Source organism: Thermosynechococcus sp. HN-54 (assembly GCF_023650955.1).
In the GTDB taxonomy this organism is placed as follows: domain Bacteria; phylum Cyanobacteriota; class Cyanobacteriia; order Thermosynechococcales; family Thermosynechococcaceae; genus Thermosynechococcus.
Genome location: NZ_CP098039.1, coordinates 308,616 through 326,499, shown reverse-complemented (window position 1 = coordinate 326,499; position 17,884 = coordinate 308,616). Strand labels below are relative to the sequence as shown.

Here is a 17,884-nt window from a genome sequence, read left to right as displayed (position 1 = left end):
GATTGATACAAACAGTTTTTGAGTCACCGTTCTGTAACAGAACCGCTATGTGACACTACAAAATTTAAGAAAGTCTTTACCTGAGTTCATATTCAGCCTGCATATCAGTATCCAAGACTACAGTTAGTGTCAATACTAATGTAATAATGATTTGTTTTCTTTATACTCAGTTATAGTTCTTAGTATTAAGCTGTGTGTGGAACGACAGCCTCATTGTGGCAGAGGGGTGGGGATCATTAATATTTTTTGGCGATCGCCCGTTGTTTGCCCATGTAAGGCAGGGCATGCACTGTGCCTAGAAATCAGGGATGATGTTTTAGGCATTCGCCGTTAACTGTCTTATTGAGTTGTCTATGCTGGCTGTCTATCCGGGAAGTTTTGATCCCATTACCTTGGGGCACTTGGACATTATTGAGCGTGGTGCTCGTCTCTTTAGTGAAGTGATTGTGGCGATCGCCCACAACCCCCAGAAAAAAGCCCTCTTTAGCGTCAGCCAACGGATCAAACAAGTACAAGCGGCTACCGTTCACTTAAAAAATGTGCGGGTGGATACCTTTGATGGCCTGACGGTTGAGTACGCGCGATCGCAACGGGCAACGGTTCTCCTGCGGGGCCTGCGGGTGTTGTCCGACTTTGAGTACGAGCTACAGATGTCCCACACCAATAAAAGCCTCTCGCCAGAGATTGAGACTGTCTTCCTCACCACGTCCAATGAGTATAGTTTCTTAAGTAGTAGCTTAGTAAAAGAAATTGCCCGATTTGGCGGTAATGTTCGTCATCTAGTACCAGCCACTGTTGCAAAGGATTTAGAAGCATGCTTTACCCAAACACCGATCACATCTCAACCACCACTGGAGTAAACGAAACCCCTGATGTTCCTTTGGCATCGCTGCAACTGCTGCAACAACTACAAAAGCTGGAAGAACTGGTGATTCTCGAAGGAACGAAGATTCCCCTGACGGGACGCAAACTTATTGATGAAGAGCAAGTCCTCAACCAGCTGGCTCAGATTGAACAGGCGATTCCTGAATCCGTCATGACCGCTCAGCGGATTCTCAATCAGCGCGATGAGATCATTAAACAGGCGCAACAGCGTGCCCAAGACATCCTGCGTGCCGCAGAGCAGCGCGCTGCCCAAATTGCCGATGAATTGCGCATTCGGCAGCAGGCAGAGCTAGAGGCACAAAAAATTCGCCAACAGGTGCAGCAAGAGGTGGAATTTATGCGCCAGCGGGCGATTGAGGAGATGAATCTGCTACGGCAAAACACGGAAAAAGAACTGGCTCATCTGCGCCAAGTGACCCGCCAAGAGTGTCAGGAACGGCAACAGGAAGCCGATGCCTATGCCGATCGCACCCTTGCAGAAATGGAACGCCAATTCAAGGAAATGTTGGCGGTGATTCAAAATGGTCGCCAATACCTCAAGCAGCACCAAGCCCAGCGTCAACCCTAGGGATCGCACATCACCGGAGCAGAGGGAGACCAGCAGGTTGGGTCAAAATCATCTCTCTAGCGGGCTTTTTGAGGCTCTAGGGTAAAGAAGGTTTGGAAAATTTGCGTATCCACTTCATTCATTTGCTGCTGCAAGTGATCGAGGAACTCGTGCATGCCTTGACTAATAATTTCATCAATTGTCAAATAGTCCAGTTGCGATCGCAGGCGTCCCAGTTGGCGTTCCACCGGCTGATGCCAACTCCCCAACGGAGTACCAGTAATCTTATAGAGGGACTTTTCCACCTGCAACAGACAAAAGCGAATGGCGCGCGGAAACTCCGCATCGAGAATCAAAAACTCGGCCACCCCTGCGGGCGTAATCCGATGCGAACCCCGTTTGCGGTACATTTCATAGGCACTGGCCGACTTCAGGAGCGCAATCCACCCCAACTCATCAATCGGCGTGCCCACATCCTCCACCGAGGGCAACAGCAGATAGTATTTCACATCGAGAATCCGTGACGTTTTATCTGCGCGCTCTAAGAGCCGTCCCATTTGACCAAAGTGCCACGCTTCATTGTGGCTCATCGTACTATCCATCACCCCCGCAAAGAGGTGACTGGCCTGTTTGACCCGTTCCAAAAAGCTAGCAATCTCCACTTGATCAGGGGCTTGGGCAGCCTCACGCACCATCGTATAGAAGGCATTCACCTGCTGCCACATTTCTGAAGAAATGACCTCACGAATTGACGTGGCATTGTCCCGCGCTGCTCGCAGACAGGAGATGATGGAGTTGGGGTATGTCGTATCAAATGTGAGGAACTGAATCACATTCTCAGCGGTAGCCGTGCCATAGTGCTCCTGAAAAAACGCCAGATCGCCCGTTGTCAACACTAATGGATCCCACTGACTCGACACGCTCGTGGGTAAATCCAGCAGCATATTCAAATTGACATCCACAAAACGGGCAATGTTCTCCGCCCGCTCAATGTAGCGATTTAACCAATAGACCGCATCGGCAACACGACTTAGCATATACTGGCAAGCATTCCCTCTGTGCCCACTTTAGCAACCTTTTCCCGCCCTGCACATATGCAGCAAACTCGGCTAAATACCCTGCTTGATCGTTTAGGCTCTGGGATTCAGGAGCAATTGAAAAATCCGTGGCGACGGCTCGCCACCCTGACCATTGCGCTTCTTTTTGGAGTGTTCTTGGGCTTGGCAATTGCCTCCAGTGCTGGCCAGCTAGCCTACCTCGATATTGTTGCCTCGAGCATTGTGGCAATCATTGCTGAAGTGATCAGTGCCTTGTTCTATAGCGATCGCTGGAAACTGCGGCAAACGCTCTTTGGCGAAATTCTCAATGCCCTCAAGTTTGGTTTGCTCTATGGCCTGTTCCTCGTTGCCTTTCTTTTGGGGAGTTAGTTGCCAACCCCCGCGTTCAATTTCCGGGAATACCGCTCATGAGTCTTGCCGCCATTTTAATACCTGTTGCTGAAAACGAACCGCCAGAGGATCTAGAAGCGCTGATCGCCGCTGCCGAAGAGGGAGAGCTTCCCAGTTGCATCCTAGAGGTGGAGTGGCATGGTCTGCATTGGCTGCTCACAGGCACTGTTGATGGGGGTGATGAACCTTGGTGCTACCTCCTCAAAGGGGGGATAGAAATGACTAGTGGGGAGATGGTTAACGGTACGCCACGTTTCCTCAGTCATCAGCAGGTGGACGCTTGGCATCAAGCCCTGCAATCGGTTACTGAAACAGCCCTAGCCCAACGCTTTGATCCTGAGGCAATGGCTGCGGCTCACGTCTATCCCTCCTCTATTTGGATGAGCAGCGACCAAGAACCCTGGGGAATGCTGTGGCAAGCCTATTGCGATGTTCGGGACTTTTTAGCAAACGTGCAGCAGCAAGGAGCAGGGGTACTGATTTATTTTGGTTAGACGAAAAACAGCATCTATATTACTGGGCAGAATTGAGTACAATAAGGGGATGCCAATGGCGGTTTGGTCTGTTGGCACAGCGTTTACCCTAGGTTGATCACTGCCTGCTATGGTTCAAGAGCGTAGTCTGCCCTCTTTGTCAATTCCCCAAACCACGATTACCCGTGAACAGGGGTTAATGCTCTATGAGGACATGGTACTGGGGCGCACGTTTGAGGATAAGTGTGCCGAAATGTACTACCGAGGGCGGATGTTTGGCTTTGTGCACCTCTACAATGGCCAAGAGGCGGTTTCTACGGGTGTGATCAAGGCCATGCGTCCCGATGATTACGTGTGCAGTACCTATCGCGATCACGTTCATGCCCTGAGTGCCGGTGTTCCTGCCCGTGAAGTGATGGCTGAACTCTTTGGTAAGGCAACAGGGTGTAGCAAGGGGCGGGGTGGCTCGATGCACCTCTTTTCAGCAAAGCATAACTTTCTGGGCGGCTTTGCCTTTGTGGCTGAGGGGATTCCTGTGGCCACAGGAGCGGCTTTTCAGACCATGTACCGCCGTCAAGTCATGGGGGATGCCAAGGCCGATCAAGTGACGGCTTGTTTCTTTGGTGATGGTGCTAGCAATAATGGCCAGTTCTTTGAGTGCCTAAATATGGCCGCTCTCTGGAAATTACCCATCCTGTTTGTGGTCGAAAACAACAAGTGGGCGATCGGGATGGCCCATGAGCGTGCTAGCTCTGATACTGAAATCTACAAGAAGGCCAAGGTCTTTGGCATGGTGGGTGAAGAAGTGGATGGCATGGATGTATTGGCGGTACGTACCGTTGCCGAGGCCGCGATCGCCCGTGCCCGTGCTGGCGAAGGCCCAACTCTCATTGAGGCTTTAACCTACCGTTTCCGCGGGCACTCCCTTGCCGATCCCGATGAACTGCGCTCCAGAGAAGAGAAAGAATTTTGGCTAAAGCGAGATCCCATTAAGAAACTGGGAGCTTACCTTGTGGAGCAGGAGCTAGCCACTGCTGAAGACCTGCGAGCCATTGAGCAAAAGGTGCAAGCCATTGTTGAGGATGCGGTTGAGTTTGCGGAGGCCAGTCCTGAACCCCGACCCGAAGAACTCTATGACTATGTTTTTGCCGATGAATAACTCGCAGGAGCGCACGCCCAAAAGCAGAGGGATAGCGTTAGCGACGCTCTAGGGAGGCGGCGGCAAGCAGGTAAACGGCATAGCCAACACAGTATCCCGCCAATACATCGCTCACCCAGTGGGCACCCACATACACAGAACTGATGCCCATTAAACCCATTAGGGCGATCGCGATGCCATAGGTCAATCCCCTTAGCGCTGGCTGGTTCTTGGAGAGGAAATAGCTCCATAGAAAGTACAGCAGAAGATTTCCTGCTGCGTGCCCACTGGGAAAACTATGCCCGCTCAAGTGCAATACCAGTGGATTATCGGGTCGAGCGACATCAAAGAACGGTTTAAACACCCGATCAATAAGAATCAAGATAAATAATGTCGAGAAAGCCATGACCTTCATTTCACGCCAGCGCCGCTGTTTCCCCAAAATCACCAGCGAAAGAAAGACGAAGGTGCCAGCAACAGGAGCATTACCCGAAAAATAAGATAACTTTGCCAGTGGGACAAGCTCACTTGGAAGAGTGTTGCGGATCACTGTGGATAGGGAAACATCCTACTGCTGGCTAACGCCACTGAACACTAAAGAACAAATTCCTAGGAAGCAGCAACACACCCAAACCAGTTTGCCTTGTACTTTCGGAGAGAACTGTGGTGCAGCACTGGCCTGTCGCAATGCTTTGAGGGGCATGACTCAAAACTATGGTCTAGGGCAAAGTGTGTTTAAGAAAACATTATTTTCAGGTTAAGCAATTATACCCTAGCGTCTAAATTGCAGGCCTACGGGGCAAAAGGTTCTAGTAATCTTGGAAAATGGAGGGGCTATTCCTAAGCCAAGGTCAAGCAGTGCTAGCAATATCTTGTGAGGAGTGAATAAACTGTTGCGGGGTCTGTTGACTACGATAATGACTAGAATGAAAGGAGCTTTCCCTAGAACATTGGCATGTTGTTGACTCCTCTGTTGTTTGCTTGGCTGGGCGGTCTCTGGGAGGGGGTATTCTCCACCCAAGGGATTATGATCATGCTGCTGATGGGCTATGCAGGGGCAATGTGGCTCTTTTTGTCCAGTGCCCCCAAGGTCTATACCATCATGGTCTCGGATTTGGAGCATGCTCGGCAGTTCTACGAGCAGGAGTTGAAGTTACCCATTGCTGATGTGCCGCTGCACTACTACTACAACTATGAGCAAACCCTTGGCGTGGCCTCGATGGATCCGCTGTATCTACCCTCGGCCTTGAGCTACAGCAGTCCCAAGCGTCCTAGTCCTAGTGATGGCCTGTGGTACCAGCTCAAGAAGAATACCCAGCTACATGTGATTAGTGGTGCCAGCAAAGGGGAACGCAACCGCCAGCGCCATGTCTGTTTTGACCGCGAGTGCTTGGAACTGTTGCTATTGCGCATCCAGCGGCGGCAACTGCGTTACAAAATGCGGAGCGATCGCCCCCTGAATTTCCTAGTCAAGGACTACGACGGCACCGTGATTGAAATGGCAGAAATTTCGGCACGGCCATGATGGATCTCGAGGCGCTTCCCAGTCGTGGTTATCTCTTGACGGAGCAGGTTAATCCCGCCAGTCAGCATTTAGATCAGCTAACGCCTTTGGAACTGGTTGATCTCTTTAATCAGGAGGATGCCCAGACGCTGCGGGCGATCGCCCAAGCACGGGAAGCACTGGCACAAACCATTACTGCCACCGCAGACCGCCTCCGCCAAGGGGGACGACTCTTTTATATTGGGGCGGGTACCAGTGGTCGCTTGGGGGTGTTGGATGCTGCGGAATGTCCGCCCACATTTTGTACCCCTCCCGATTTAGTCCAAGGCATTCTCGCGGGTGGTGAGGCTGCCCTTGTCCGCAGTTCTGAAGGCCTTGAGGATCGCTACGAAGATGGCGTAGCCGTGGTGCGCGATCGCCAGATCACGGCTCAAGATGTTCTGATTGGGATTACCGCTGGGGGAACCACTCCCTATGTGCATGGGGCACTGGATGCCGCCCAAGCAGTGGGAGCACTGACGGTTTTTATGGCCTGTGTGCCCTCAGAACAGGTGCCGTGTGCTGCCGACATTGACATTCGCCTTCTGGTTGGGCCAGAACTCCTTGCTGGATCCACTCGCTTGAAGGCGGGCACTGCCACAAAGATGGCCTTAAATATCATTTCCACGGGGGTGATGGTGCAGTTGGGCAAGGTGTATGGCAACCGCATGGTGGATGTGGCCGTCACCAACCGTAAGCTTTTGGATCGTGCCCTGCGGATTCTCACTGATCTCACAGGGATTGATCGCGCAGCGGCAGCAGATCTCCTTGAACGCAGTGGTTATCAAGTGAAGCGTGCCCTCTTAATGCACTGGACAGGATTGGACGCCCTTGCCGCTCAAGCCCTACTGGATCAACACAATGGCCAACTCCACGCCGCTAAAACTGCTGCGACAGGCGCCTAAATTCCGACCTTAAAGCCCAACCCCCGATTGTTGCGGGGTTCCTCAAACTGCCTGTACACCTTTGGATCCGGGCGAGTAGGCACAGGCGAAATCTCTAGGCTGTTTTCAATCTCTGCCATATTGCTCGCAGGTTGGACGGCATTGGGGTTTGCCGCAGGATCGGGAGCCGACTGTAGTGCTGATCGCAGATCTGGGCTAACCTGAATCGTACCAATGGCCGCAGAGTTTGCAAGGGCAGGTAAAGGGGCTAGGGCACTGGCAAGTAGCACTAGGGAAATTGAGGAGAAACGCATAAAAAATCCTCAAACGGGGCAACAATTCAAGATTCAGAACCCCTAACTGCGTTGGGAATAGTCTGTTGTTCTCTATTTTAGTCCGGCTAATTGTCTTCTAGGCATGACAAAGGGTGCCCTCTGTGGTGAGAATAGGGCAATAGGAACGGAGAGAGAGGGATTCGAACCCTCGGTGAGTTGCCCCACACAGCATTTCCAGTGCTGCGCCTTCGACCACTCGGCCATCTCTCCAAGTTTAGGCAGTTCTACTATCCTACCAGAAGTCCTGTGTCTCTGCTGCATCCAATTGCCCAAGCCAGTTTTGCCATCATCGATCGCGAGATCGGCGCTCACCATTTTGACGCCCCAAGCTATGCGATTTTGCGGCGAATTATCCATAGCACGGCAGATTTTGAGTTTAAGAACCTACTGGAGATTTTGCCGGGGGCGATCGCCCACATGACCCAAGCGCTACGTTCCAAGGTTCCGATTATCACCGATGTGGCAATGGTCAGTGTCGGCATTCAAACGATGGCCAGCCGCACCTTTCAAAACCCGATTATCACTGCCCTCGACGATGGCAGCCACACCGCTCCCGGTCAAACCCGCAGCGAAGCAGGGATGATCCGCGCTTGGCAACAATGGCCCTATGCCCTGTTTGTGGTTGGGAATGCACCAACGGCACTCCTTGCCCTGTGCAACTGTCTGCAAGAAACCCGCGTGCCTCCGGCAGGGGTGATTGGTGTCCCCGTTGGCTTTGTCAATGTCGTGGAGTCAAAGGCGGCTCTTGCTCAACTGCCCGTGCCCCAAATTCGGGTTGCCGGGCGCAAAGGGGGATCTCCTGTGGCGGCGGCGATTGTGAATGCCCTACTGGAGTTGGCCTATAGCGAGGAGCCAGTGTGACCCCGATTCATGTGGTGGGTATTGGCCTAGAGGGACTGGCAGGGTTGGGGGCAACGGTTCAGGAGATTATCCATTCAGCGACGCTCTTGGTGGGGAGCGATCGCCATCTCCAATTGATTCCCCAAGGAGGGACTCCCCGCCTGTCTCTACGGGACTTTAACGCCAGTTTCAAGGCGATTCAAAAGCACTTGGAAACAACCCCCAACCCCCAAGTGGTCATTCTCACCAGTGGCGATCCTCTGTTTTATGGATTGGGACGCTGGCTGCTTGAAGTCTTTGCCCCTGAACAGTTGACCTTCCATCCCCACCTCAGTGCGGTGCAGTTGGCCTTTAGTCGCCTGAAGCTCCCTTGGCAGGACGCCGTAATCTGCAGTGCCCACGGACGGGATCTGGCAGGCCTCGTGCCCCTGTTGCAGCGGGGGGTGGAGAAAATTGCCATCTATACCGATAGCGAGGCCAATATTGCTGCCATTAGCCGCTTATACCAAGCGTTGCAACTGCCTGTGTCCTATCAGGCGTGGGTGTGTCAGGCTTTGGGTAGTGAAGACGAAGCCATTCTCCCATGGGACTTAGCCCAACCAGTGACAACGCTGCCGCCGGTACATCCGCTGAATTTGGTGGTGCTCCTGCGTCAACCCCAGCGCCTACCCCCTAGGGAACAGCCCGTTCTTGGCCTAGGGGATGATCAGTTTTTCACGTTTGGCGATCGCCCCAGCTTGATGACGAAGCGGGAAGTACGGGTATTGGCTTTGGCAGAATTAGCCCTCACCAGCACTGTAGAAACCGTTTGGGATGTGGGTGCCGGCACCGGGAGTGTGGCCGTGGAAATTGCCCGCCTTGCCCCCCAAGCCACTGTCTATGCGATCGAGAAAACCGCCATTGGCTTTCAGTTGATCCAACGGAACCGCGAGGTTTTTGGTGTCACCAATCTCATTCCGATCCAAGGGGAAGCGCCGCAGATCCTCAGTGGCTTGCCGCAACCGGATCGCGTCTTTATCGGCGGCAGCGGTGCCCAGTTACTAGCGAATCTGGAATATTGCTGGTCGCACTTGCGGCCCCATGGGCGGATAGTTCTGGCGATCGCCACCCTTGAACACCAAGGCCAAGTTCTCCAGTGGTGTCAGACCCATCAGATCAGCCCGCACCTGCTGCACGTGCAAATTAGCCGCTCCGTCCCCCTTGGCCAAGGCCACCGCCTCCATCCCCTCAATCCTGTCACCCTGATCACGCTGACTCAGGGATAAAAATAGCCATCGGGATAGATAGTCGTGCGATCCCACACCGCCGCTGACAGATCAACCCCCGTTGCTCGAAAAAAATTGCACCGCTGCACCTGAGCCTCTGTTAAATCTGCCTGTTCTAAATTGGCCTGTTGCAGATTTGCCCCTTGGAGGTTGGCCTGTCGCAAATTGGCATAGCGCAGATCGGCTCCCTGAAGATTGGCACCCTTTAGATTTGCCCGTTCCAAGTTGGCCGTGCGCAGATTTGCCCGTACAAGGCTGGCGCCTTCGAGATCTGCTGCTGCAAGGTTGGCTTGATACAACTGAGCATCCCCCAGTTCACTGTGGCGCAGATTCGTAGCAGTCGCCTGAATTCGATTCAACTGGCAATAGGGCAAATAGGCATTTTCCAAATTACTCTCACTGAAATCGGCATCACTGAGGTTGGCATCAAAGAGGCTCAGACCCGTTAGATCCCTGCCGCGAAAATCCCGTTCCCCCGCTGCATAGGCTTCGAGTAGCTCCTCTGGGTTGAATTTCGCCATAATGGTAAAAGAGCGTTTCACTGTTGTAGGTATTTCTACTTAAGCTTTTTTGACTGTAGGGGAATTTATTGCAGAAGTTCATATTACTTAATGGTTTCTTAACTTGGTGAGGCACCACAATGGGGTTTCAACCGCTTTCCTTGGCACAGCACTACCACGAACGCACCAAGTACGCCCCTGAGACCTTAGCTCAACAGGCTGCCCCACTGGATTTTAGCCGTCAGCCCAGTCCCTTCAAAACCTATCCCTTTGGCCAAGTCTTTTCCCTGAAGCCCTTCTTAGAAGCAGAGGAAGGGGCTATCCACCCCTACTGGCAGCGACTCTCACGGCTGTTGTACTGTACCTATGGCATTACCGGCGTTGTTCCCTATCCCGATCAACCCTTCTACATGCGAGCAGCGCCTTCAGCAGGGGGACTGTATCCCGCAGAGGTCTATCTACTGAGCCGTAACGATACAGTGATTCCCGCAGGCATTTACAACTACCAAGTCAAAGACCATGCCCTTGTGCAGGTGTGGCAAAGCTATTCTTGGTCAGCGTTGCAGGCAGCGTGTTTGTGGCATCCTGCCCTTGAGGCAACCCATATGGCTCTGATTGTCACAGCGGTTTTTTATCGTTCCGCTTGGCGTTATGGCGATCGCGCCTATCGTCGCATTTGTCTCGATATCGGGCACCTGTTGGGCAACGTGGAACTGGCCGCCAATATCCATGACTTTCGTGCCCACTTCATTGGTGGCTTTGTCGATGCCCAAATGAATGAGCTGCTCTACCTTGACTCAGAGCAGGAGGGAGTCTTGGCGGTGGCTGCCCTTGCCAATTTGCTAGAAGTGGGCGAAAACTTATCCACGTTTTCCTCGGTGTTGCCCTCTCCCACCTGCTATGACTATGGGGCGATCGCCAGTGGTGAGTTACTCAAGGCCTGCCATCGTGCCAGTGCCCTCACCAACAGTGACATTGTCTACGGCATGCCCAAAGTTGAAGAGACCCCAAGCTCCCGTGCTAAGGAGCCGGCTGCACCGCCCGCCAGTAAATACAACTTTCCCTTTGGGCTGCGGGTGAGTCTCAGCAAAACCATCATTCACTGGGAAGCCAATCTAGCTGCTCTCCAACAAACCATCCTCCAGCGGCGCTCCACCCGCCGGTACAGTGGCCAAGGGATGGAGATTGATCAACTGGCCGCCCTGCTCACCTTTACCTACCATCCTCAGGACTATCGCGATCAAGGCTTGGACGAAGCCCCCAGTTTCTTTGACCCAACGCTAGTGGAAACCTTTATTGCCGTGACACGGGTCAGGGATCTCGAGGAGGGGTGCTACTACTATGCCGTGGCTGAGCATGAGCTACGCCAGATTCGCTTCAAGAACTTTCAAGAGCAGTTGCATTTCCTGTGCCTCAATCAAGACCTCGGTCGCGATGCCGCCGTGGTGATTTTCCATACCGCCAATCTAGAGCGGGCGATCGCTCGCTATGGCGAACGGGCTTATCGCTACCTCCACATGGATGCCGGCCACCTCGGCCAGCGGCTGAATTTAGCGGCCACCGCCTTGGGACTGGGGGTGAGTGGCATTGGCGGCTTCTTTGATGATCAGGTCAACGATCTCCTAGGTATTCCTCCCGAAGAAGCGGTTCTCTATATCACCACTGTTGGCAAAGCAGCATGACCCTCACCACCCGTGGTCACTACAGTATCAAAGCCCTATTGGACTTGAGTCTATTACCCAACTACGGGCCAGCCTCTGTGCGTGCCATTGCCGAACGGCAGAAGATTCCTGCGCCCTATCTTGAAAAGCTACTGATTGAATTGCGCCGCGCCGGTTTAGTGCGATCGCTCCGAGGTGTTTATGGGGGCTATCAACTTGCCCGTCCCCCGGCGGCCATTTCCCTGCGCGATATCCTCACCGCCGTCGGTGAATCCCCCACCCCCCTGTTTTTGCACCCCCCCCAACCAGAAGACAGTACAGCAGATTGGGTGACCCTGAGCCTCTGGCAACGTCTGCATCAAAAACTTCAGGATGCCTTGGCCAGTATTTCCCTTGAAGATTTATACTTTGATGCCCGCAGTTGGCAAGCTGCTCAAGGGGATGGGGCAACCTTTGTGATCTGAAAATCTGTCAATCTGTGATCTAAGCTGAGGGCATCCCATCAGAGTGGGAGACTGAAGGTGCCAGTGCCAACGTCTCACAAAGCATGGCTGATCATTCGCGAGCGGGGGTGTCCAAAGCGGGAAGTCATCCTCAGTCCCGATCGCCAGTGGACCATTGGCCGGCAACTTGATTGCAGTATTCTGCTCAAAGATGCCTATGTCTCGCGGGTGCATGCCGTGATCAATGCCTTTCTCTGTAAGGGACAGCCTCTTTACTTCATTAGTGATTACCACAGCCGTAATGGCACCCTCGTCAATGGCGTTCCCATTCAGCACAGCACCCTTCTCCACCATGAAGATGTCATTTGTGTCGGCACCACCCTCATTGTTTTTTACTATCCCGACATGTTTAAGGAGATTGCCGCCGACGCATGCCGCAAATTGAGCAAACGTTCCACAGGCAGTCTGCCTTGGATTGGTTAGGGATTTGACAGCCACAGGGTACAAATTTTATGATGGAAAATTGTTGAGTTTGCGCGGAACAGGTTTTCCAAGAGGCGCGGATGCCCTCACCTGCACGGCAAGGAGTTTTTCAGTTTCTATGGCATACGCAATCATTGAAACCGGTGGCAAGCAGCTGCGCGTCGAAGCCGGACGCTTTTACGATGTGGAGCGGCTCCCCGTTGAGCCAGAGGCCACTATTGATCTAGAACGGGTGCTGTTGGTGCAAACCGATAGCCAAGTCCACGTAGGTCAGCCCTACGTCAGTGGTGCCGTTGTCAGTGGTACCGTGATGGAGCATCGTCGCGGCCCCAAGGTGATTGTTTATAAAATGCGCCCGAAAAAGAAAACGCGCAAAAAACAAGGCCATCGTCAAGAACTCACCCGCATCATGATCAACGAGATTCGTCTCAACGGTGAATCCCTAGGAGGTTAACATGGCACACAAGAAAGGAACCGGTAGTACCCGCAACGGGCGCGACTCTAATGCCCAGCGTCTGGGGGTCAAGCGCTTTGGGGGTGAAGTGGTTAAAGCAGGTCACATTCTGGTGCGGCAGCGGGGAACAAAGTTTCACCCTGGGGCGAATGTCGGTCGCGGCAGTGACGACACCCTTTTTGCAATGATCGCGGGTGTGGTCACCTTTGAGCGCTATGGCAAAAATCGCAAGCGCGTGAGTGTGTATCCCCTAGCCGAGGGTTAAAACCGTTCCCTGATAAACGTTCAAAAATCAAGCAATGGGGTCAATCCTCTGGGTTGGCCTTTTTTGTTGTCTTAGCCCATGACCCTCCTAAGGAAGTGTTGCCCCGAGTATTGTAAATTTCTATGAACAGCTTGCTTTAAGGTCGAGAAATTGTTAAATTAGATACAGAAATGAATCGTTCATCTCTCGCAGGACATCAGTAAACGCTTTTCAGAGCGAGTTTAATTGTCAGCGTTGTACCTTCGCGAGGGACGGAAGTAGGGAAACAGATCCCGAAGGAACGCGCCTCAACCAGTCCACCTTGTAATAAAAATGGGGCGAAAGCTATGACTACTCTCACTTATCGTGGCGTTCAATACAACTACGTTCCTCCAGCGATCAACACCCAAGCAACGGATGTCGTGGCCAAGTATCGCGGTAGCACCTATCGGGTGGCGGCTCCGACAAATCCACCGGAAGAATCCTTAAAAATCATGACCTATCGTGGCGTCAAGTATCAAAAAGGTAAACAACCCGCCGGTGTTCCCGCTGCTCGCTTAGCCGATAATGTGGCTTCTGTGCCCATGACGGCAACGGTTAACGAAATGGCTCGCTCCCTGGCGATGGCACATCATGTGATGATTAAAAGCCGTGAGCAAACCCTCCTTGCCCGGATGGCAGAAGCAATCGGCATGCCGGTGACAGCAGCCCACTACTGGAACCAAATCCAAGGGAAAGTGAACCCCGTCTTTGGTGCCACCTACGATCGCTCCCATGTGGCGCTGAGTTAAGGCAGAAGTGACAATGACAATGGGTTGAACTGTTGAGTTGAGTCAGTAGGAAAATAAAGAGGGAGTCAGGTGATTCTTGGCTCCCTTTTGCTTTGGGCATTAACCCCGCCGATCCCAAGGTCCCCAAATGGCAAACGTCATCCCCGGATGGTAGAGATTGACAAACATGGTTTGGCCGTCGGCTGAGAAACAAACTCCTGCCAGCTCCTGATCATTGAGGGCATTTCGGGCAAAGGTGTATAGCTCTCCTTCGGGGGTGACCCCTACTAGACGATTCACAGCATCTTCGCCATCTTCGCAGCAAATTAGGTCTCCCCAAGGTGCCATTGTCAAATTATCCGGATAGTCAAGAACCTCTTTGCCGGGGGACTCGACAAATAGCTCAATCGTGCCACCATCCGCTGAGGTACTGCCGGGGCGGTATCGCCAGATTTGACCTAATCGTTTTTCACCGCCGCTGGTGGCGGCAAAATAGAATTCGCCATTGTGGTAGCAGAGGCCTTCACCGCGTACAAATTGGGCTGCCCCTTTGTCATAGCCTTCGTAGCGCACGGTATCTAGGGGGGGGTCAGGCTGGGTGATAGTCACCCATTCCACCTCGAAGGGTTTGCGCAGGGGAAAATCTTGGCCGGTGTTGATCTTCGGGTAGCGTTTGATTTTCAGGGCTTGGAGTTGGCCGCCGGCGGCAAGGTTGGTGGGTTCCTTGGGAATAAAGCGATAAAAGAGACTATCGCCGCGATCCTCCGTTTGATAGACGATATTCGTTTTCGGGTCGATGGCGATCGCCTCATGTTGAAAGCGCCCCATTGCCTTGAGGGGAACTGGCGTCACTGGCCCTTGGGCACTGATCGGTACTTCAAAGTTGTAGCCGTGGCGTTTTTGCACTGGGCCTCGGTTGGCAGGATGTTCGGGCGTGGAAATCGTTTCTTCGCAGCTAATCCAACTGCCCCAAAGGGTTTTGCCGCCACCACAATTGCGAGAGGTACCCGCCAAAGAAACGTAATGCTTGAGAAGTTGCCGATCTTTGCTCACCACGAGTGTGGTGGTGCCACCGGGGGCGAGGGGGTCATACATCCGGTCCTTGGGAGCCACCACCCCTTGAAAGGCACGGGGGAGTCCGGGGTACATTTCATGGTTGCGCACCAGAATGGTTGTACCGTCCGGGCCGGGGAAGGCGGCCATGCCATCGTGGAGCGTTGGGACGGGGGTACCATCACTCAGGCGATCGCCCAGCTTTGAGAAGACTCGATACTGAAAGCCTGCCGGCAAATCCAACAGGCCATTGGGATCCTTGACCAAAGGGCCAAATCCGCGTGTGGTCAGCGGTTCACCTTGGGCTGCCCGCTGATACAGAAGCTGTAATCCTTGGGGAAAAAGTGCTGCCCCCATACCGGCGGCGGCAAGGGTGAGGAAGCGACGACGTTGCAAACCCATAAAAAAAACATTTAAACTCCACAACCGACGGCTAAAAGCCGACCCCTATTGTCTTACTGCAAATCTAGGAAGTTATTCAAGGGAGTTTTGTTGCCGATTGTAGATTGCTTGCTAAAATAAAGTCATAACGAGTTCGGATAAGTCAATGCGAGTTATCGATTTGCCCCTCAATGCTATTCGTCGTCCCCTGATTCGGCAAACGGATCCGGCCAAAGTCGAAGCGTTGATGGCTTCCATTGCCGAGATTGGTCAGCAGGAACCCATTGATGTCCTTGAGGTCGAAGGGCAATACTATGGCTTTTCGGGATGCCATCGCTACGAAGCTTGCCAACGCCTCGGACTGCCAACAATTCGGGCGCGGGTTCGTCGGGCACCCCGCTCAGTCCTGAAGCTGCATCTTGCCTAGGCATCTTGTCAGATTCCCCCTAGTGTGGGATTCTACCGAATTAGCCGCAGCATCTCTAGGACAGCGATCGTGACTGGTGTACGCCTTGAACAACTGACCAAGGTCTATCGCGACCCGCAGCGGGGGAGTACTGTCACGGTGCTGCAAGGGATTGATCTCAATGTGGCGGCTGGGGAGTTTTTGGTGCTGGTGGGGCCTTCAGGGTGTGGCAAAAGTACCCTGCTGCGGTTGATTGCGGGTCTAGATGAGCCAACCACAGGCACAATTTGGGTGGGCGATCGCGTGGTCAATGGTTTACCGCCCAAAGCGCGGGACATTGCCATGGTCTTTCAAAGCTATGCCCTTTATCCCCACCTGACGGTCTATGACAACTTGGCCTTTGGCTTGCGCCGCAACCCCCAGATGCATGGTGTGCTCCCTGCCCCTATTGAAGCCACCCTAACCCGTTGGACGCGATCGCTCCCCAAACCCCTGCAACTCTCCTTTCCCCGTGAGCGGGCAATTCACCAACGGGTGATGCAGATTGCGGAGATGCTGCAAATTGAGCACTTGCTCTACCGCTATCCCAAACAACTGTCCGGTGGTCAGAAACAGCGGGTGGCGCTAGGACGAGCCATGGCGCGCAATCCCCAAGTCTTTTTGATGGATGAACCGCTGTCAAACCTTGATGCCAAGCTGCGCACTGAAACCCGCGCTCAAATTGTCCAACTTCAGCAGCAATTGGGCATTACAACAATTTACGTGACCCACGATCAAACGGAAGCAATGACGATGGGCGATCGCATTGTGGTGCTGCATCAAGGTCAGATTCAACAAATTGCTACACCCCTCGACCTCTATCAACGCCCTGCCAATCGCTTTGTCGCTGAGTTTATTGGCTCACCGCCGATGAACGTTTTAGCCGTGACCCTCAACCAAGGCAAGATTCAGTACCACGATTGGCAGCTGTCCTTGAACCTGCCCTTACCCTCCACAGCAAAGGCGTGGTTGGGCATTCGTCCAGAACATTTTGCGTTGGCCACGGCTGAAGAGACCGATGCCCTGCCGATTCAAGTGGATCTCGTGGAAGTCCTGGGCCATGAAACGGGCTTGAGCGTTCACCTCACTGCGACAGGAGAAACGTTGCGGGTACGCCTACCGGGGCAACAGCCGATTCAGCGGGGCGATCGCCTGTATTTGCGTCCTGATCCAGAGCACCTCCACTTCTTTGACTACTCCACTGGACAGCGACTAGAACCATGAGCCAGCGCCTGCAAGCCCGCCTCGCCATGGTCGGCATTACCCGCAAAAGTCAACTGCGTCGCCACGGCTTCACCCGCCACCAAGCCAATGCCATTTGGTCAGGGGAACTGCGCCGCTTGCGCCTAGAGACCCTTGAACACCTTGCCCAAGTTCTGGGGGTGACGCCCTTGGAGTTTTGGCAGTGGTTTTATGGTGAAGCGTCCCCTGAAGCCGCCCTGCAACACCAAGCCCTCCAAATTCTTGAACCTTTCCTGCGGTTCTGGCCCACTGCTGCCTACGCCGCTAGCCAAAACCCTACGGCACCCGCCCAGGGAATTTTGCCCCTTGTGAAGCCAGTGTTTCAACTTGTGGAGCAGTGGGGGGTCAAGTGCATTGGTGAGGTCGGCGCCTGTGTCCCCTTTGATCCGCACCAGCACCAGAGCGATCGCGCACCGTTAGAGGAAGGAACCCCTGTGCGCATTACCCATGCGGGCTATTGGTGGGGCGATCGCCTGCTCTTTCGGGCAGTGGTGACGCCAATAGATACTCTTGGACAATCTGCCCCCCCAGCACATGCTCCTGAATCACCCGCTCAATAACGGCCGGTGTTGCCGAGTGATACCAGACACCTTCGGGATAGACGACTAAAATGGGGCCTTGTTGACATACGCGCAAGCAATTGGCCTTTGTGCGAAAAATACAGCCCTCTGGGCGCGGTTGATCCAAACCCAATTCCTTAAGGCGTTTTTTCAAATACTCCCATGCCTCTAAGCCCACTGCCTTGTCACAGCACAGCGGCTTCGTTTGATCCGCACACAGGAACAGGTGCTGCCGAATCTGACCAATGCCAAGGGCGGCCACTTGCTGGTCTAAAGAAAGGGAGGTCATA

General features: G+C 53.4%; 24 protein-coding genes, 1 tRNA gene and 1 riboswitch. Of the genes, 18 read left to right on the top strand and 7 right to left on the bottom strand.

The genetic code is table 11. The features are described 5' to 3' along the window. Positions 1 to 353: 353 nt before the first annotated feature. Together coaD and NBE99_RS01570 are read left to right on the top strand one after the other, a co-directional pair. The gene (gene coaD, locus NBE99_RS01575) at positions 354 to 860 is read left to right on the top strand and encodes a pantetheine-phosphate adenylyltransferase (protein WP_250682769.1); all 507 of its coding nucleotides are present in this window, start codon (positions 354 to 356) and stop codon (positions 858 to 860) included. Continuing rightward, positions 815 to 1,453: an ATP synthase F0 subunit B gene (locus NBE99_RS01570; protein WP_250682768.1), complete on the top strand. Its 639-nt coding sequence runs from the start codon at positions 815 to 817 to the stop codon at positions 1,451 to 1,453. Before coaD ends, NBE99_RS01570 begins: the two co-directional genes overlap by 46 nt. A gap of 56 nt (positions 1,454 to 1,509) precedes the next feature. Here NBE99_RS01570 and NBE99_RS01565 read toward each other — a convergent pair whose 3' ends face one another. Next, positions 1,510 to 2,469, bottom strand: coding sequence for an alpha-E domain-containing protein (locus NBE99_RS01565; RefSeq protein ID WP_250682767.1), 960 nt, complete (start codon positions 2,467 to 2,469; stop codon positions 1,510 to 1,512). Positions 2,470 to 2,526: 57 nt separating this feature from the next. Between NBE99_RS01565 and NBE99_RS01560 the strand changes: the two genes are divergently transcribed. The 3 genes from NBE99_RS01560 to pdhA all read left to right on the top strand — a co-directional run bounded on the left by NBE99_RS01560 (position 2,527) and on the right by pdhA (position 4,512). Continuing rightward, entirely contained in the window at positions 2,527 to 2,859 is a 333-nt protein-coding gene (locus NBE99_RS01560) for a DUF565 domain-containing protein (RefSeq protein WP_250682766.1), read from the top strand. Between the two features lie 38 nt (positions 2,860 to 2,897). After that, positions 2,898 to 3,374 (top strand): DUF1877 family protein, encoded by a 477-nt coding sequence (locus tag NBE99_RS01555; protein ID WP_250682765.1) that lies wholly within the window; start codon positions 2,898 to 2,900, stop codon positions 3,372 to 3,374. Between the two features lie 109 nt (positions 3,375 to 3,483). After that, positions 3,484 to 4,512, top strand: a complete 1,029-nt coding sequence (pdhA, locus tag NBE99_RS01550) for a pyruvate dehydrogenase (acetyl-transferring) E1 component subunit alpha (RefSeq protein WP_250682764.1) — start codon at positions 3,484 to 3,486, stop codon at positions 4,510 to 4,512. A gap of 37 nt (positions 4,513 to 4,549) precedes the next feature. Here pdhA and NBE99_RS01545 read toward each other — a convergent pair whose 3' ends face one another. Beyond that, positions 4,550 to 5,041 carry a phosphatase PAP2 family protein gene (locus tag NBE99_RS01545; RefSeq protein ID WP_250682763.1) on the bottom strand — a complete coding sequence of 164 codons (492 nt, stop codon included), beginning with the start codon at positions 5,039 to 5,041 and terminating at the stop codon, positions 4,550 to 4,552. Positions 5,042 to 5,446: 405 nt separating this feature from the next. On the opposite strand from NBE99_RS01545, the gene NBE99_RS01540 reads away from it, so the two are divergent. Together NBE99_RS01540 and murQ are read left to right on the top strand one after the other, a co-directional pair. Continuing rightward, positions 5,447 to 6,016: a glyoxalase-like domain protein gene (locus tag NBE99_RS01540; protein ID WP_250682762.1), complete on the top strand. Its 570-nt coding sequence runs from the start codon at positions 5,447 to 5,449 to the stop codon at positions 6,014 to 6,016. Further along, complete coding sequence (gene murQ / locus NBE99_RS01535; RefSeq protein WP_250682761.1) at positions 6,013 to 6,939, top strand: N-acetylmuramic acid 6-phosphate etherase; 927 nt, start codon at positions 6,013 to 6,015, stop codon at positions 6,937 to 6,939. The genes NBE99_RS01540 and murQ overlap by 4 nt, the downstream gene beginning before the upstream one ends. Here the strand turns inward: murQ and NBE99_RS01530 are convergent. After that, positions 6,936 to 7,232 carry a hypothetical protein gene (locus NBE99_RS01530; RefSeq protein WP_250682760.1) on the bottom strand — a complete coding sequence of 99 codons (297 nt, stop codon included), beginning with the start codon at positions 7,230 to 7,232 and terminating at the stop codon, positions 6,936 to 6,938. The two genes, murQ and NBE99_RS01530, sit on opposite strands and share 4 nt — an antisense overlap. Positions 7,233 to 7,378: 146 nt before the next feature. Beyond that, positions 7,379 to 7,463, bottom strand: a tRNA-Ser gene (locus tag NBE99_RS01525). A gap of 36 nt (positions 7,464 to 7,499) precedes the next feature. On the opposite strand from NBE99_RS01525, the gene NBE99_RS01520 reads away from it, so the two are divergent. Then, positions 7,500 to 8,114: a cobalt-precorrin-8X methylmutase gene (locus NBE99_RS01520; protein ID WP_250682759.1), complete on the top strand. Its 615-nt coding sequence runs from the start codon at positions 7,500 to 7,502 to the stop codon at positions 8,112 to 8,114. Beyond that, positions 8,111 to 9,358, top strand: coding sequence for a precorrin-6y C5,15-methyltransferase (decarboxylating) subunit CbiE (gene cbiE / locus NBE99_RS01515; RefSeq protein WP_250682758.1), 1,248 nt, complete (start codon positions 8,111 to 8,113; stop codon positions 9,356 to 9,358). Before NBE99_RS01520 ends, cbiE begins: the two co-directional genes overlap by 4 nt. Here cbiE and NBE99_RS01510 read toward each other — a convergent pair. Continuing rightward, a complete protein-coding gene (locus NBE99_RS01510; RefSeq protein WP_250682757.1) occupies positions 9,349 to 9,900 on the bottom strand; it encodes a pentapeptide repeat-containing protein in 552 nt (183 codons plus the stop codon). The two genes, cbiE and NBE99_RS01510, sit on opposite strands and share 10 nt — an antisense overlap. Before the next feature lie 98 nt (positions 9,901 to 9,998). Here NBE99_RS01510 and NBE99_RS01505 point away from each other — a divergent pair, with 98 nt between their 5' ends. The 6 genes from NBE99_RS01505 (at position 9,999) to NBE99_RS01480 (ending at position 13,934) form a co-directional block, all read left to right on the top strand. Continuing rightward, a complete protein-coding gene (locus NBE99_RS01505) occupies positions 9,999 to 11,540 on the top strand; it encodes a SagB/ThcOx family dehydrogenase (protein ID WP_250682756.1) in 1,542 nt (513 codons plus the stop codon). Next, a complete protein-coding gene (locus NBE99_RS01500; RefSeq protein ID WP_149820677.1) occupies positions 11,537 to 11,983 on the top strand; it encodes an Rrf2 family transcriptional regulator in 447 nt (148 codons plus the stop codon). Before NBE99_RS01505 ends, NBE99_RS01500 begins: the two co-directional genes overlap by 4 nt. A 63-nt stretch (positions 11,984 to 12,046) precedes the next feature. Beyond that, on the top strand, positions 12,047 to 12,445 hold the full coding sequence (locus NBE99_RS01495) for an FHA domain-containing protein (RefSeq protein ID WP_250682755.1): 399 nt from the start codon (positions 12,047 to 12,049) through the stop codon (positions 12,443 to 12,445). 118 nt (positions 12,446 to 12,563) lie between these two features. Further along, complete coding sequence (gene rplU / locus NBE99_RS01490) at positions 12,564 to 12,899, top strand: 50S ribosomal protein L21 (protein WP_250682754.1); 336 nt, start codon at positions 12,564 to 12,566, stop codon at positions 12,897 to 12,899. 1 nt (position 12,900) lies between these two features. Continuing rightward, positions 12,901 to 13,164, top strand: a complete 264-nt coding sequence (gene rpmA, locus NBE99_RS01485) for a 50S ribosomal protein L27 (protein ID WP_250682753.1) — start codon at positions 12,901 to 12,903, stop codon at positions 13,162 to 13,164. 174 nt (positions 13,165 to 13,338) lie between these two features. Beyond that, positions 13,339 to 13,451: riboswitch (Glutamine riboswitch) on the top strand. A 39-nt stretch (positions 13,452 to 13,490) separates the two neighbouring features. Further along, on the top strand, positions 13,491 to 13,934 hold the full coding sequence (locus NBE99_RS01480) for a DUF4278 domain-containing protein (protein WP_250682752.1): 444 nt from the start codon (positions 13,491 to 13,493) through the stop codon (positions 13,932 to 13,934). 99 nt (positions 13,935 to 14,033) lie between these two features. Here NBE99_RS01480 and NBE99_RS01475 read toward each other — a convergent pair whose 3' ends face one another. Beyond that, a complete protein-coding gene (locus NBE99_RS01475; protein ID WP_250682751.1) occupies positions 14,034 to 15,368 on the bottom strand; it encodes an alkaline phosphatase PhoX in 1,335 nt (444 codons plus the stop codon). 145 nt (positions 15,369 to 15,513) lie between these two features. Between NBE99_RS01475 and NBE99_RS01470 the strand changes: the two genes are divergently transcribed. The 3 genes from NBE99_RS01470 to NBE99_RS01460 all read left to right on the top strand — a co-directional run bounded on the left by NBE99_RS01470 (position 15,514) and on the right by NBE99_RS01460 (position 17,594). Then, a complete protein-coding gene (locus NBE99_RS01470; protein WP_250682750.1) occupies positions 15,514 to 15,774 on the top strand; it encodes a ParB N-terminal domain-containing protein in 261 nt (86 codons plus the stop codon). A 69-nt stretch (positions 15,775 to 15,843) separates the two neighbouring features. Further along, entirely contained in the window at positions 15,844 to 17,016 is a 1,173-nt protein-coding gene (locus NBE99_RS01465; protein WP_305879883.1) for an ABC transporter ATP-binding protein, read from the top strand. Next, positions 17,013 to 17,594 carry a helix-turn-helix domain-containing protein gene (locus NBE99_RS01460; protein ID WP_250682749.1) on the top strand — a complete coding sequence of 194 codons (582 nt, stop codon included), beginning with the start codon at positions 17,013 to 17,015 and terminating at the stop codon, positions 17,592 to 17,594. The genes NBE99_RS01465 and NBE99_RS01460 overlap by 4 nt, the downstream gene beginning before the upstream one ends. Here NBE99_RS01460 and NBE99_RS01455 read toward each other — a convergent pair. Then, complete coding sequence (locus NBE99_RS01455; RefSeq protein WP_250682748.1) at positions 17,476 to 17,883, bottom strand: ferredoxin; 408 nt, start codon at positions 17,881 to 17,883, stop codon at positions 17,476 to 17,478. The two genes, NBE99_RS01460 and NBE99_RS01455, sit on opposite strands and share 119 nt — an antisense overlap. Position 17,884 lies beyond the last annotated feature (1 nt).

Excerpts from the sequence above, each read along its gene's own strand:
- coaD (WP_250682769.1), top strand. The coding sequence starts at position 354 with ATGCTGGCTGTCTATCCGGGAAGTTTTGATCCCATTACCTTGGGGCAC.
- NBE99_RS01570 (WP_250682768.1), top strand. The coding sequence starts at position 815 with ATGCTTTACCCAAACACCGATCACATCTCAACCACCACTGGAGTAAAC.
- NBE99_RS01565 (WP_250682767.1), bottom strand. The coding sequence starts at position 2,469 with ATGCTAAGTCGTGTTGCCGATGCGGTCTATTGGTTAAATCGCTACATT.
- NBE99_RS01560 (WP_250682766.1), top strand. The coding sequence starts at position 2,527 with ATGCAGCAAACTCGGCTAAATACCCTGCTTGATCGTTTAGGCTCTGGG.
- NBE99_RS01555 (WP_250682765.1), top strand. The coding sequence starts at position 2,898 with ATGAGTCTTGCCGCCATTTTAATACCTGTTGCTGAAAACGAACCGCCA.
- pdhA (WP_250682764.1), top strand. The coding sequence starts at position 3,484 with ATGGTTCAAGAGCGTAGTCTGCCCTCTTTGTCAATTCCCCAAACCACG.
- NBE99_RS01540 (WP_250682762.1), top strand. The coding sequence starts at position 5,447 with ATGTTGTTGACTCCTCTGTTGTTTGCTTGGCTGGGCGGTCTCTGGGAG.
- murQ (WP_250682761.1), top strand. The coding sequence starts at position 6,013 with ATGATGGATCTCGAGGCGCTTCCCAGTCGTGGTTATCTCTTGACGGAG.
- NBE99_RS01530 (WP_250682760.1), bottom strand. The coding sequence starts at position 7,232 with ATGCGTTTCTCCTCAATTTCCCTAGTGCTACTTGCCAGTGCCCTAGCC.
- NBE99_RS01505 (WP_250682756.1), top strand. The coding sequence starts at position 9,999 with ATGGGGTTTCAACCGCTTTCCTTGGCACAGCACTACCACGAACGCACC.
- NBE99_RS01500 (WP_149820677.1), top strand. The coding sequence starts at position 11,537 with ATGACCCTCACCACCCGTGGTCACTACAGTATCAAAGCCCTATTGGAC.
- rplU (WP_250682754.1), top strand. The coding sequence starts at position 12,564 with ATGGCATACGCAATCATTGAAACCGGTGGCAAGCAGCTGCGCGTCGAA.
- rpmA (WP_250682753.1), top strand. The coding sequence starts at position 12,901 with ATGGCACACAAGAAAGGAACCGGTAGTACCCGCAACGGGCGCGACTCT.
- NBE99_RS01480 (WP_250682752.1), top strand. The coding sequence starts at position 13,491 with ATGACTACTCTCACTTATCGTGGCGTTCAATACAACTACGTTCCTCCA.
- NBE99_RS01475 (WP_250682751.1), bottom strand. The coding sequence starts at position 15,368 with ATGGGTTTGCAACGTCGTCGCTTCCTCACCCTTGCCGCCGCCGGTATG.
- NBE99_RS01470 (WP_250682750.1), top strand. The coding sequence starts at position 15,514 with ATGCGAGTTATCGATTTGCCCCTCAATGCTATTCGTCGTCCCCTGATT.
- NBE99_RS01460 (WP_250682749.1), top strand. The coding sequence starts at position 17,013 with ATGAGCCAGCGCCTGCAAGCCCGCCTCGCCATGGTCGGCATTACCCGC.
- NBE99_RS01455 (WP_250682748.1), bottom strand. The coding sequence starts at position 17,883 with ATGACCTCCCTTTCTTTAGACCAGCAAGTGGCCGCCCTTGGCATTGGT.